Here is a 14,813-nt window from a genome sequence, read left to right on the forward strand (position 1 = left end):
CTGCTTATTTTTGTAGAAATCTTATTTTAATACAAAATTATGAGGAAAAGTATCAGTCTATTATTTTTGTTGGTGTTAATAATTTGTTCTGTTCAGGGAAAAGGATTTATTTTACGGTCAGGAAAACAGGTTACGCTTGGTTGTGAACCCCAAGAGGGACAAGTGGTGCACACGGCGTTGGAGCTCTTGAAGCGCGATTGTCAAACAGTGCTCTCTTCTTCTTTAAAAATAAAAGATAAAGGAGGAGATTTGATTGTAGGAACTTTGGGTAGGAGTAATCTTATTAATAAGGTAGGCATTGATTTAGCTGAATTGGAAGGTAAAAAGCAAGCGTTTTTATTGGCGGTAAGTCCAAAGGGAAAATTGGTGATTGCCGGTAGCGACAGTCATGGTACGGCTTATGGTGTGATGGAGTTATCCCGTTTGATGGGTGTCTCTCCGTGGGAATGGTGGGCGGATACCACTCCTGACCGGAAAGAGACTTTTGAATTGCCTGCCAATTTCCGGATGGCACAAGCTCCTTCAGTAGAATATAGAGGAATATTTATCAATGACGAAGATTGGGGGCTGCTGCCGTGGAGCAATAAGACGTATGAACCGTCGGAGGTGAAAGGGCATATCGGGCCTCGTACTAATGAGCGTATATTCGAGCTTCTTCTTCGTCTGCGGGCAAATACTTATTGGCCTGCCATGCATGAGTGCACTTTACCTTTCTTTATGACGGAAGGCAATAAGGAAGCAGCAGCGAAATATGGTGTTTTCATTGGTTCTTCCCATTGCGAACCTATGGTGTGCAACGCAGCCGGCGAATGGAACAGGAGAGGCGAGGGAGCATACAATTATGTTACTAACCGGGGTAATGTATATAAGTTCTGGGAAGAAAGAGTGAGAGATGTGGCGTGTCAGAATAATATATATACATTAGGAATGCGGGGAGTACATGATGGAAGTATGCAGGGGGCCCGTACACGGGAGGAGCAAAAGGCGGTATTGAAACGTGTTATTGAGGATCAGCGCGGCTTGTTGGAGAAATATGTAAGTAAGGATGTGAGACGAGTTCCACAGGTTTTTATTCCTTATAAGGAGGTGCTTGATATCTATAATGCCGGTTTGCAGGTGCCCGATGATGTTACCTTAATGTGGTGTGACGATAATTACGGATATATTCGTCATTTTCCGACAGAAGAAGAGCGTTTGCGTAAGGGCGGTAATGGGGTCTACTATCATATTTCTTATTGGGGGCGACCTCACGATTATCTTTGGTTGGCTACAACGAGTCCGGCTTTGGTTTATCAGCAAATGAAACTGGCATTTGATAAAGGAATTCAGAAAATGTGGATTCTGAATGTCGGTGACATTAAACCTGCTGAATACTTGATTGAGTTGTATATGGACATGGCATGGAATCTGGATGCAGTTGCGGATGAAGGGTTGGATGCTCATCTATGTAAGTTCCTGAAACGTGAATTTGGCGGGGAAATTGCGGATTCATTGCTTCCCGTGATGAAAGAATATTATCGTCTGGCTTATATACGTAAACCGGAATTTATGGGAAATACCCGTGAAGAGGATAAATCGCATTATCGAATTATAAAAGATTTACCATGGAGCGAATCTTATATCCGCGAACGTCTGAATTTGTATCAAGAGCTGTCTGATAGGGTGGAAGCCATTGCCGGAGGGATACCGGAACGAAAACAGGATACTTATTTTCAGTTAATCAAGTATCCGGTTCAGGCATCTGATCAAATGAATCGGAAATTATTGAAAGCGCAACTGGCACGACATGGGAAGGCCGATTGGAAGGAAAGTGACATGGCCTATGATAGCATTGTTGCTTTGACACGTATTTATAATAATGAAAAGTGGAACCGGATAATGGATTTCCGTCCGCGTAGGTTGCCGGTTTTTGAACGGGTAAAGCAGGTCACGGTGGCTGAGCCGATGGTGGCAGAACGAAAGGTGCTTTATAAGTGGGATGGAGCGGAATGCAACCAAGGTGTGCCTGTCATCTATGACGGGTTGGGGTATGAAAGAAAAGCCGCCGGCATTAAAAAAGGTCAGGATTTACATTTTTGTTTTGATGATTGTGACACGGATTCTTTAGAAGTCGAAGTAAGGATGTTGCCCAATCATCCGGTCAATGCTGATAGGTTGCGTATTGCAGTCTCTTTGGATGGGGGCGAACTCGCTGTTCTTTCTTATGAAACAGTGGGACGAAGTGAAGAATGGAAAGAAAATGTCTTGCGTAATCAGGCGATCAGACGGGTTATGTTTCCTGTAAATAGAGGGACAAAGCATCGATTAGTACTTAAGGCTTTAGATGAAGGTGTCGTGCTGGACCAGATCTATTTGTTCAGAAGATAATGGAGTAAGTTTAGGATGTAAATCGGCAAGAGAGTATTGTGAAGGCGAAAAAAAGACCGGCTTTACAATATTGTTGTTGTTTTGTACGGAATTCGCCAAGATTATTTTATTGACTGCTTAACTTTGTGAATATCATACGAAACTACAGTATAGTTTAACATAAATAAGAAATAAAATGAGAATAAAATCTATCGGGTTATGTATAGCAGGACTAGGAATAGTCCCTTTCATTAACAGGAAGGATTATCGTCCTAATATTTTTTATAATGTCAGATGATCATACATCACAAGCGATAAGTGCTTATGGTGGTATTTTATCAATGGTTAATGTAACATTTTAAAAGAACAAAGTAGTATGATGTGGCGTAAAAAGCGGAATTTTATCTATTTATATTTAGGGTTAATACTTGTCCTAAATATGCAAATATTGCAAGCTAAATCAGTAAGTAAGGTTGTATTTATTCCGGAAAGGGACATACAGCAACATGGCTTAAATGTTTCCGATGGAAGATTTGGATATGATTATAAGGCCGAATCCGAAAATTTGGTTCTCTTCTGGGAGAAGTCTTTTGGTAAAGACCCTGCGATAAATATGGATGAGGGTAAACGCTTTTATCCGGATGAAATATTGACCGAGGGAGAGCGGTATTATAAATATTTTGTTGACAAGATGAAATTTGTACAGAAGGGTAAATCATATACTGATAAGTATAAAATGATTATATGGATGTACGATGACGAGGAGAGAACTGTCTATGGCGGTGCCCATGATAAAGTGGGAATGTGCTGGTTTCGTCCGTGCAGGATAAATAGTTATCCTTATTGTGCACTTGCTCACGAGTTAGGACATGCTTTTCAATATATATCCGATGACGACAGCGGAAGAGGGTTTCCGGGGACAACACTTTATGAGTATACATCTCAATGGATGCTTTGGCAGGTGCATCCCGATTGGGTAACTCTTGAAAATTATCATCTGAATAATTATATGAAGCAAACGCATTATACATTATTCCATAAAGCAAATCATTATTGTGCACCACAGTTCTTGGAGTATTGGTCTTATAAACATGGACTGCCGATAATCGGTCGGTTGTGGAGGGAAGCGTTGAAAGATGAAGATGCGGCATCTACTTATATGCGGATCACAAAAACTTCTCAAGAGCAGTTTAATGAAGAAATTTATGATGCGGCAAGCCGTTTTGTCACTTGGGATCTTCCCCGCATCAAGTCTGTTTGCAGTTCTTATGCCAATCAGCATCAATGTAAGTTGGTGAAAGCCTATGCCGGCTGGTATCAGATAGCAAAGGAGAAATGTCCGCAAAGTTATGGATATAACGCTGTCAGATTGAAAGTTCCATGTGGTGGAACAGAAGTGAGGTTGACTTTTGAGGGTATTGCAGGCGACAAAGACTTCTATACGGAGGCAAAAGAGAATGCAGGATGGAGATATGGTTTTGTGGCAGTGAAGCAGGATGGTAAAAGGGTGTATGGCAAGATGAACAAAGCGGTGAATGGCGTGAATCAGTCTGTGAAATTTGTTGTGCCTGATAATACTCAATTCCTGTGGCTTGTGGTAACCGGAGCACCGGATAAACATATGGCATATCATAAAAAAATGGAGAAGGTGGCGGAATGGCCTTACAAAATAAAATTGGAAGGTACTTTTTTGCATGCTACAGCCATGTGACGCTGTTTCTCCTCCAAATAGAAATCAAAAAGAATAGAACAAAGATATGAATACAAAAAATTGTTTAATGACAGCAATGGCTATGTTGTTGTCTTCTTCTTTATTTGCTAAAGATTATTTGATTTCAACTTCCCGGACGTCTTTGCTGATTTCGGCGGAGGCTGGTGAAAAATCAAAAATACAGTATTATGGAGTGGCTATAACTCCTGAGCAAATACAACATATTTATGATGCCGGGTTAGCGTTGAATTCGGAAAGTTATCCGGCATTCGGTTTGCGGTCGTTGGGTGAAAAAGCTATTGCTATGACCCAGCCGGATGGCAATATGTCACTTGACTTGGGAGTGGAGATTGTGACTCAGCATAAGGTTGCGGATGGAGAAATTACTGAAGTGATATTGAAAGACAAGGTGTATCCCATTAAAATAAAGCAATGTTACAAGGCTTATTCGGGAACGGATGTCATCGGAACTTGGACGGAAGTAATCAATGAAGGGAAGAAGCCTGTTACGTTATATCAGTTTGCTTCTGCTAACCTTCCCATGTATCGGGGGGATAACTGGTTGACTCATTTCCACGGTGCTTGGGGAGCTGAGTGTACAATGGAAGAAGAGAAACTGACTAACGGACAAAAAGTGATCACTAACAAGGACGGTTTGGTGAATACGGAAACTGATAATCCTTCTTTCATGTTGTCCTTGGACGGTAAGCCACAGGAGGAAACCGGAAGGGTTCTCGGAGGAATATTGGCTTGGGGTGGTAATTATAAACTGAAACTGAATGTTTGCAACACGGCACTAAACATTATAGCCGGTATGAATGAAGAAAATTCTCACTATATACTTGAACCGAAAGAGGTGTTCAAAACGCCCGAATTTGCCATGACTTATAGTATGAATGGTAAAGGAGGGGTAAGCCGGACTTTTCATCGTTGGGCGCGTCAGTATAAGATGAATCAGGGAAACAGGCCGCACAATATTTTGCTGAACAGTTGGGAAGGTGTTTATTTCAAAGTCAATCAGAAGGGAATGGACGAGATGATGGCGGCTTTTTCTGCCATGGGAGGTGAATTGTTTGTCATGGATGATGGATGGTTTGGAAATAAATATCCTCGTAATGGTGGAAATAGCAGTTTGGGCGATTGGGAGGTCTGTCGTGAGAAACTACCGGAAGGAATTGAGGGATTGCTGGCTTCTGCCAGAAAACATGGTATCAAGTTTGGTATCTGGATTGAGCCGGAAATGGCGAATACCAAAAGTGAGTTGTTTGAGAAGCATCCTGACTGGATATTGAAAATTGACAACCGTCCTTTGTCCACCGGACGTGGCGGAACTCAGGTGGTGCTGGATTTGACCAACCCGAAGGTGCAGGATTTCGTTTTCAGCGTTGTGGATAACCTGATGACTAAACATCCGGAGATTGCCTATATGAAGTGGGATGACAATTGTAGTTTGTTGGATTATGGTTCTTCTTATTTACCTAAAAATAAACAATCGCATTTATATATCGAATATAACCGTTGTTTGGTGAAAGTGCTTGAACGGATCCGTAACAAATATCCGAGTCTGGTAATTCAATTGTGTGCCGGTGGCGGCGGACGTGTGAATTATGGACTGCTTCCCTACTTTGATGAGTTTTGGACCAGTGATGATACGGATGCCTTGCAGAGAATATATATGCAGTGGGGTGTTTCCTGTTTCTTCCCGGCTGTAGCCATGGCTTCACATGTAAGTGCGGATAAGAATCATCAGACAGGGCGTCGTATTCCGTTGAAATTTCGGTTTGACGTAGCAATGTCCGGAAGATTGGGTATGGAGATTCAGCCGAAGGATATGAGTGAGGCTGATAAGGCATTTGCCAAGCGTGCCATTGAAGCTTATAAGGACGTTCGCCCTGTAGTACAGTTTGGTGACTTATACAGGTTAATGTCGCCGTATGATAATAAGGGGGTGGCTTCTCTGATGTATGTGACTCCTGAAAAAAATAAGGCTGTTTTTTATGCATATAAGATAACTCATTTTATCAATATGATTATTCCGAGGGTTTATATGAACGGTTTGGATCCTGCAAAGAACTACCGTGTGCTTGATTTGACTCCCGCCGATGAAAACAAACCCTGTAGTTTGCACAATAAGATAATTAGTGGCAGATTGTTGATGGAAGAAGGTATTGCATTGAATTCCTTATTGAAAGGTGAGTATTCTAGTCTTGCGCTTGAGCTTCAAGAAGTAGAGAAACCATAACATTAACCCCATTATAGTATGAATCGAGTTACACGATGCCGGTTGGCAAGTTTGTTTTTATTGTCATTAATCCTTTTATGTTCACCGTGGGTGCAGGCAAAGGATTTGCGCCATACCATTGATTTGAGCGGTACATGGAACTTTATATTGGACCCTCAGGACAAAGGAATACAGGATAAATTTTGGAATATTGATTTACCGGAAAAAGTGACTTTGCCGGGAACAACGGATACCAATCGGAAAGGAATGGAAAACACGAATAAATCGGAAACAACCAATTTATCCAGATATTATAAATACGAGGGTGCTGCATGGTATAGCAGGAATATAGAGATTCCTGCCGACTGGAAAGGTAAGCATATCGTGCTGTTCTTGGAACGTACCCGCCCGTCAACAGTATGGATCGACGGTCAGGAAGTGGGTAAGAATAATTATTTGTCTACCCCACAGGAATATGACTTGACCCATTTCCTGACTCCCGGTTCACATAAACTGACCATTCGCATTGATAACGGGAAAAGTATTCCTCAACAGATTCGTTCAAGTTCTCACGCTTGTACAGAGTCTACCCAAACCAACTGGAATGGTATCATCGGACGGATAGAGTTGCAGGCAATGAATCCGCTGTTTATTGAATCCATCCAAACTTTTCCTTCGGTGGCGGACCGTTCTGTAAAAGTGAAAATCACATTATCGAAAGCATCCGGTATTGACGGAAAACAACTCTGCCTGTCGGCAGCCTCATTTAATTCTCCCGGAAAGCATAAAGTAAAAGCTACGGAATATGCTCTGAAAGAGGGGTGTAAAGAATATGAGTTTGTTTATCAATTAGGAAGTAAAGCATTGCTTTGGAGTGACCTTCAACCAACTTTATATCAGCTAAAGGCAGAAATCGACGGCATTGACGAGCAGACCGTCCGTTTCGGACTGCGTGACTTTAGGGCTGAGCAGACGCATTTCACCATTAATGGGGCAAAGACTTTCCTTAGGGGAAAACACGACGCTTGCGTGTTCCCTCTGACCGGATATACGGCAATGGACTTGAGCCAGTGGCGCCGTTATTTCAGAATCTGTAAAGAGTATGGCTTGAACCACTGCCGTTTTCATTCATGGTGTCCGCCTGCCGCTTGTTTTGAAGCTGCCGACTTGGAAGGCATTTATTTGCAACCGGAGCTTCCTATTTGGGGAGGTTTCAAGAAAGAATCCGCCGAACTAATGGACTTCTTGATGAACGACGGCGAAAATATCATGCGTGAATATAGCAATCATGCTTCCTTTGTTCTTTTCGCTTTGGGTAATGAGTTGGGGGGAGATATTAATGTGATGAAAGATTTTGTAAACCGCTTCCGTTCGATGGAGCCGAGGCATCTTTACACGTATGGCTCGAATATCTTTTTGGGTTCGAGAGGACATATACTGGGAGAAGACTTTTTGGTGACCTGCCGTGTAGGTAACGGAGAGGGGTATTCAACGCATGCTCGTGCCTCTTTTTCTTTTGCTGATGCGGCAGAGGGAGGTTATCTGAATAACACCTATCCCAACTCGGTGATGAATTTTGATACTGCCTTAGAAAAATCTCCCGTTCCGGTGATAGGACATGAGACGGGGCAGTTTCAGACTTATCCGAATTATGAAGAGATGAAGAAGTACACAGGTGTGTTGGCTCCCTGGAACTTTGAAGTCTTTCGTAACCGGTTGAAGGAAGCGGGTATGCTAGAACAGGCCGATGATTTCTTTAAAGCATCCGGTGCATGGTCTGTGGAACTTTATCGGGCAGATATTGAAATGAACTTGCGTTCTGAACGAATGGCGGGTTTTCAATTACTCGATTTGCAGGATTATCCGGGACAAGGTTCAGCTTATGTCGGAATCCTGAATGCGTTCATGGATAGTAAAGGATTGATTGAACCGAAGAAATGGAGAGAATTTTGTTGTGAGGTCGTTCCTTTACTGACAGCGGACAAGTTCTGCTGGACAGGACAGGAAAACTTTGAGGGTAATGTTGATATAGCTAACTACGGAGAACATTCGTTGGAAGGAAAAAGTGTGTCATGGGAGTTGAAAGCAGGAAAACGGTCGCTCGGTAAAGGTGAAATGCCTGTTCCTTCTGGTTTAGGATTGTTAACTGTCGGTACAATTCGTCTGACATTACCGGATATTGAGAAAGCATGTAAAGCGGAGTTGTCTTTGAAGATTGCCGGAACTTCCTATCGGAATACCTATCCTTTATGGATATATCCGGCCAGAAAGCAATTGAGAATAGGCAATATTATGGTTGCTCGTCAATTGACGGAGGAGGTACTGAGTTCTTTAAAGCAAGGTGGGAAAGTTTTGCTGATGCCGTGCAAAGAGGATTGTAAGGAAGTAACAGTAGGTGGACTTTTCCAGACTGATTATTGGAATTATCGTATGTTTAAAAGCATCTGTGACCGTATTAAAAAACCGGCGTCACCGGGTACCTTAGGTATCCTGACTAATCCTGAACATGGCTTGTTCAATGACTTTCCCACAGATTTCCATACGAACTGGCAGTGGTATTCGATAATCAAGAACAGCTATCCGTTGATTTTGGATAATATGCCTGAAGAATATCGTCCTATTGTGCAGGTGATTGATAATGTGGAGCGTAATCATAAACTGGGCTTGGTATTTGAATTGAATGTTGGAGGAGGTAAACTGTTAGTTTGCATGGCTGATTTGGAGGCTGCACGCAATACTCCCGAAGGACTGCAATTCTATGCCAGTTTGTTGGAATATATGAATTCTTCCGAATTTAAACCTGCTACATCTGTTTCGGTAGAGGCGTTTAAGAATTTATTCATAGGAGGTGGAAAGAAAGAAAAGATAAAAGTATTGAATAATATTTCGTATGATTGATTTTTAGTAGATTGGTTGTATATAGATAGAGGAGCATTTAGTAGAAAAGATGCTCCTCTATTTATTAATTAGATATAGTTGAAAATAGAGGTAAAGCATAATATTAGCGAAAAAAAGCCATGCTTTACAATATTATTGCTTTTTTGTACGCAATTCGCCTTGTTTTGACTAGTGCGCATTTATCTTTGTTGCGTTAAAAGTAAATCTAAATAGTGAAGTATTATGAAGCATAAACTGTTTTTGAAATTAGCGTGTATAGCTATGTTATCTTCTTGTAACTCTACCACAGTAGTTCCACCTCAACCTTATGGAGCATTGCCTACGGAGCGTCAGTTAGCCTGGCATGAGATGGAGATGTATAATATGATTGAGTTCAATCAGAACAATGCGCTTGATATTCATTGGGGATGGGGGAATGAATCACCGGAGCTTGTGAATCCTGTAGATTTTGATGCAGAAAAGATTGTGCTTCTTGCAAAGAAAATAGGTTCAAAAGGTTTTCTTATTAATGCAAAACACCATGGCGGGTTCTGTATGTGGCCAACCAAAACCACTGATTATAATATCTCCCGTTCACCTTGGAAAAATGGTAAAGGTGATTGGGTGGGAGAATGGGCAGAAGCTTGTCGGAAGCACGGGCTTAAACTCGGACTCTATTTATCGCCATGGGATAGAAATGCTGCATGTTTTGGAACGCCGGAATATCTGAAAATGTATAAGGAACAGCTAACAGAATTATGTACTAATTATGGTGAATTGTTCACGCTGTGGTTCGACGGTGCACCTGGAGCTGGTGGCTCGGGTTATTATGGAGGTGCTAATGAATACCGTGGTGGTTTTATTGAATATTATGATTGGGAGAATATTTATGCAATTGTCAGAGAACTTCAACCTAATGCTGTCATCTTTAACGATCCCGGACCTGATATCCGTTGGGTAGGAAACGAGGATGGATATGCCGGCAGGTATAATAAGACTTGTTGGGCGACATTGTTTCCTGAAGGGAACTGGAATATGAGACCACGTCCCAATAGCGATGGTGAACGGATCAAAATGTTAAATGAAGGGCAACGGAATGGGAAATACTGGATTCCGGCTGAGTGTGACTTCTCATTAAAAAGACGTTTTGCCTATCATACGACGGATAGTTTAACAACGAAGAGTTCTCAAAAGTTATTTGATATATATCTTGCAAGTGTCGGGTTAGGTCAGGGATTTGATATGTGCCTTCCTTTAACTCCCAAAGGAGTAATGGAATGGAGAGACGTGAAATCTTTGGAAGCTTTTGCCGACTTAATGGACAGAACCTTCAGTAAAAATCTTATTAAAGGGGCGCATCTTATGCCATCCAATGTGCGTGGAAATGCAACCAAATATTACGGTACTGCAAAATTAATAGATAATGATCGTTATTCTTATTGGGCAACGGATGATTCTGTTACAAATGCATCGGTGATAATAGAGCTTCCTAAAAAGCAGGTTTTTAATCTGGTAAAAGTGCGTGAAAATATAAAGTTAGGTCAGCGGCTTGATTCAATGAAAGTTGATAATTGGGTAGATGGCGAGTGGAAAGAGGTAGCTGAAGCTACCAGTGTAGGGGCATGTAGAATTATTCGTCTTGATAATGATTTGGATACAGATAAGATTCGCATACGTTTTTTTGCACCGGTAGCACTCGCAATAAGCGAGGTAAGCTTGTTTAAAGAACCGGAGAATTTGGAAATGCCAAAAATATCCAGAACAAAAGATGGAATGGTGGCTATAAAAACTGATCGCCCTGCATTTGCTATCCGGTATACTACAGATGGCTCTGAACCATTGTTTACTTCACAGGAGTATGAAGCTCCATTTCTTTTCGATAAGCAAGGTGTAATCAGAGCCGCTGTGTTCACATCCGAGAAGATTCATGGTGAGATAGCTTCGATAACTTTCGACCAATGTAAAAAGGACTGGAAAATCATCTCACCCACTAAATTTGGTGTCAATAATATGATTGATGATAATGTAGAAAGCTACTTTCACACTTATGATGCAAACAATCAGAATAAGTTTGTTCCAGATGAAATAATTGTCGATATGGGAGTTGTTGTCCCTGTTTCTGAAATAATCTATACTCCGCGTCAGGATATGTATAGAAATGTAGATGGGGTAATCGAGACCTATGAGGTTTATCTAAGCGAGAATGGGGTAAAGTGGGAATTGGCTTCAAAAGGTACTTTTCAGAATATTAGGCAAAGCCTTGTACCGCAGGAAATTAAATTAATAAAAACTTATCCGTCACGTTATTTGAGATTTGTGGTTACAGGTGTTTTGGAGAAGAATTTTATGAGTGTAGCTGAAATTGGGGTTAGGATTTCTGAATAGGACCCTTAATGTAAAGAAAACATTTTTTTCTAATGCCATTTGAGTAGTTTTTGTGGAAAAGTAATGTAATAGTGTTTTTGAATAATTGGAGTTTTTTTGTAGAAAACCACTTTAGTATATTAGTTAACTTATGTCTAATTTTAATAAAAAGCTTATGAAGTATTGTTTAAGAAAAATTGCTTTTGTAGCATTGGGAACTTTTATGGTTACCAGTGTAACGAGCTTGCCTGTGATGGCTGTCCCTGAAGTTACCGGGGTAATGTCTACTCAGCAGCAAAACAAAAGACTGGTAACAGGAACCATTACGGATGCTGTGGATGGTAGTCCTATTATTGGTGCTAACATCACTCTAAAAGGTTCTAAAACTGGTGTTATATCTGATTTGGATGGAAATTATTCCATTCAAGTCAATAGTACCAAAGATATTTTAGTCGTTTCTTATATTGGTTATAAAACCCGGGAAGTACCTGTAGAAACTTCGGGTATTATTGACATTAAGTTAAGTTCAGATAATGAAGTGCTTGATGAGGTTGTGATTGTAGGTTCCGGTACTCAAAAGAAAGTAAGTGTCACCGGTTCTATCTCTACAGTGAAAGGGTTGGAACTTAAAGCTCCCAGTTCTTCTTTAACCAACTCTATGGCGGGAAAGTTGGCAGGAGTAATTGTAAATACCACGAGTGGCGAGCCGGGGACGGCCTCAGAATTCTTCATTCGTGGTGTATCTACTTTTGGTGGACGTGCCACTCCACTGATTCTGCTGGATGACGTGGAGATCTCTTCTGGTGATTTGAATAATATTCCGGCTGAAACTATTGAAAGCTTTTCTATCTTAAAGGATGCCTCTGCAACTGCAATTTATGGTGCCCGTGGTGCGAATGGTGTAATGCTTATTACGACCAAGAAAGGACAGGAAAATTCAAAAGCCCGTATCAATATAACCTTAGAAAATTCATTTAATCAGCCGATGAACTTTCCAGAATTCGTAGATGGAGCTACTTGGATGGAAATGTACAATGAAGCAGAACTCACACGTAATAAGTCTATCCGGCAAGGAAGGTATAGCAGGCAGCAGATTGAAGGTACCCGTTATGGATTAAATCCATACATTTATCCGGATGTAGATTGGGGTGATTTGATTTTTAAGGATTTTGCGGCCAACCAACGGGCAAATATCAATATATCCGGTGGTGGTCAGAAAGTAACTTATTACATGAGCTTAAATGTGAATCATGATACAGGTCTGTTGGATTCTCCTAAATATTACTCATGGAACAATAATATCAACAACATGGCATATAATTTCCAGAATAATATCTCCGTCAAAGTAACACCGACCACGACAATTGATTTGAATATGAATACCCAGATTCGTAACAACCGCGGTCCCAAAAACTCTGTTGATGATTTGTTTAAGATGATGCTGACGGCGAACCCCATTAATTTTCCGGCTGTGTTCCCTGCACAAGAAGGAGACGAGCACGTGAAATATGGTAACTCCATTCTTACTGCCAACTACACAAGAATGAATCCTTATGCTTATATGGCAACTACTTTTAAACAAGTGGATTCGAATATGCTGCATACCACATTGAAGATTAAACAAAATTTGGATTTTGTGACTAAGGGGTTGAGTGTAAATGCATTGGTGAATTTCAAAAATTGGTCTAGCTCAGAGTATAGCAGAACTATTGATCCTTATTACTATCGGGTGAAAGAAAATTCTTATGATCCGAAAAATCCTACTACATATGAATTGGAACGTTTAGGAACGTCAGGAGCCCAATACATTAATGAGTCAGGAATAAGTAAATCCGGTGACCGTACTATTTTTATGCAATTTCAACTGAATTATGCACGCCAATTCGGTAAACACAATGTAGGCGGTATGTTGATGTATATGCAACGTGATTTTAAGAAAGAGGTACTCCCTAATCGTAATCAAGGCTTTTCTGGTCGTTTCACGTATGATTATGGTCAGCGTTATTTGTTTGAGTTTAATTTTGGTTACAATGGTACAGAACGTTTGGCAAAAGGTGAACGGTTCGAATTTTTCCCAGCCGCTTCTATAGGTTGGGTGATGAGTAATGAAAAATTCTTTGAGCCCTTGCATGATAAAATTGATAATTTGAAGTTGCGCGCATCTTACGGTTTGGTGGGTAGCGATGAAACCGGTACTGATTATGGGCATTTCCTTTATTTGGATAAAGTTGAATTGAACAACATCAAATATAGTACGGGCTATGATTGGAATACTACGTTTGGTGGTCCTAAAATCTCAAGCTATCACGTTTTGGATGCCGGTTGGGAGCGCTCCAAGAAGTTGGATATTGGTTTGGATATGACGCTTTTCCGTTATTGGAATATTACAGCAGATTATTTTTATGAGAAACGTTCGAACATTTTAATGCAAAGAAAAACATGGCCAAGTCAGTTAGGATATAGTGCTACTCCTTGGAGTAATGTCGGAAAGGTAGATAATTGGGGATGGGAAGTCAGTACCAGCTATCACCATGCTGTTAATAAAAACTTGTCTATGGATATTCGTGCTAATTTCACATATGTGGAGAACAAATACGTATATAGGGACGAACCCTATACGCCGTACCCTTGGAAAAGGGAAACGGGACGTCCTTTGAACTCAACATGGGGATATATAGCCGAGGGATTATATCAGACTGAGGATGAAATTAAATACGGTCCTAAAGTAGAGTTGGGGAGCACAGCACAGGTCGGGGATATTAAATACCGTGATTTGAATGGTGACGGAGTAATTAATGCAGATGATCAGGGTATGATTTCGGAATTTGGAAAAAATCCGCGTATCCAATACGGATTCGGCCTGAATATAAATTATAAGAATTTTGATCTTGGAGTATTTTTCAACGGTTCTGCAATGCGTAAGATTATGCTATCCGGTATTCATCCGTTCGGGGAATCAGATTACAATATTTTTAAGTTTGTGGCGGAAGACTATTGGACGGAAGCTAACCCTAACCCTAATGCCGCATATCCGCGTCTAGGTTTGCAAAAAGCAAACTCTGATAATAATGTTGTGAATAGTACTTTTTGGATGCGTAATGGTAATTTTTTACGTTTCAAGACATTGGAAATCGGATATCGTTTTCACCGTTGCGGACGTATTTACCTGACTGGAGACAATCTGGCCGTTTTTAGTCCTTTTAAGGAATGGGATCCTGAGTTGGAGTGGTATAAATATCCACTACAGCGTACATTTAATATCGGGCTACAGTTAAATTTCTAGACCTTTAAAAT

The 14,813-nt window shown here is 40.8% G+C and carries 6 protein-coding genes; all 6 read left to right on the forward strand.

Annotation, left to right across the window (positions count from 1 at the left end; all coding sequences use genetic code 11):
• Positions 1-39 precede the first annotated feature (39 nt).
• On the forward strand, positions 40-2,367 hold the full coding sequence (locus tag BQ7997_RS16385; RefSeq protein ID WP_073347255.1) for a glycosyl hydrolase 115 family protein: 2,328 nt from the start codon (positions 40-42) through the stop codon (positions 2,365-2,367).
• 418 nt (positions 2,368-2,785) lie between these two features.
• On the forward strand, positions 2,786-4,057 hold the full coding sequence (locus tag BQ7997_RS16390; protein WP_394333740.1) for a DUF6055 domain-containing protein: 1,272 nt from the start codon (positions 2,786-2,788) through the stop codon (positions 4,055-4,057).
• A gap of 46 nt (positions 4,058-4,103) precedes the next feature.
• The gene (locus BQ7997_RS16395; protein ID WP_073347257.1) at positions 4,104-6,299 is read left to right on the forward strand and encodes an alpha-galactosidase; all 2,196 of its coding nucleotides are present in this window, start codon (positions 4,104-4,106) and stop codon (positions 6,297-6,299) included.
• Between the two features lie 18 nt (positions 6,300-6,317).
• Positions 6,318-9,176, forward strand: a complete 2,859-nt coding sequence (locus BQ7997_RS16400) for a sugar-binding domain-containing protein (protein ID WP_073347258.1) — start codon at positions 6,318-6,320, stop codon at positions 9,174-9,176.
• Between the two features lie 222 nt (positions 9,177-9,398).
• On the forward strand, positions 9,399-11,540 hold the full coding sequence (locus BQ7997_RS16405) for an alpha-L-fucosidase (RefSeq protein WP_073347259.1): 2,142 nt from the start codon (positions 9,399-9,401) through the stop codon (positions 11,538-11,540).
• Between the two features lie 154 nt (positions 11,541-11,694).
• Positions 11,695-14,802: a SusC/RagA family TonB-linked outer membrane protein gene (locus BQ7997_RS16410; protein ID WP_073347260.1), complete on the forward strand. Its 3,108-nt coding sequence runs from the start codon at positions 11,695-11,697 to the stop codon at positions 14,800-14,802.
• Positions 14,803-14,813: the final 11 nt, after the last annotated feature.

It is taken from the genome of Bacteroides congonensis (genome assembly GCF_900130125.1).
GTDB lineage: Bacteria > Bacteroidota > Bacteroidia > Bacteroidales > Bacteroidaceae > Bacteroides > Bacteroides congonensis.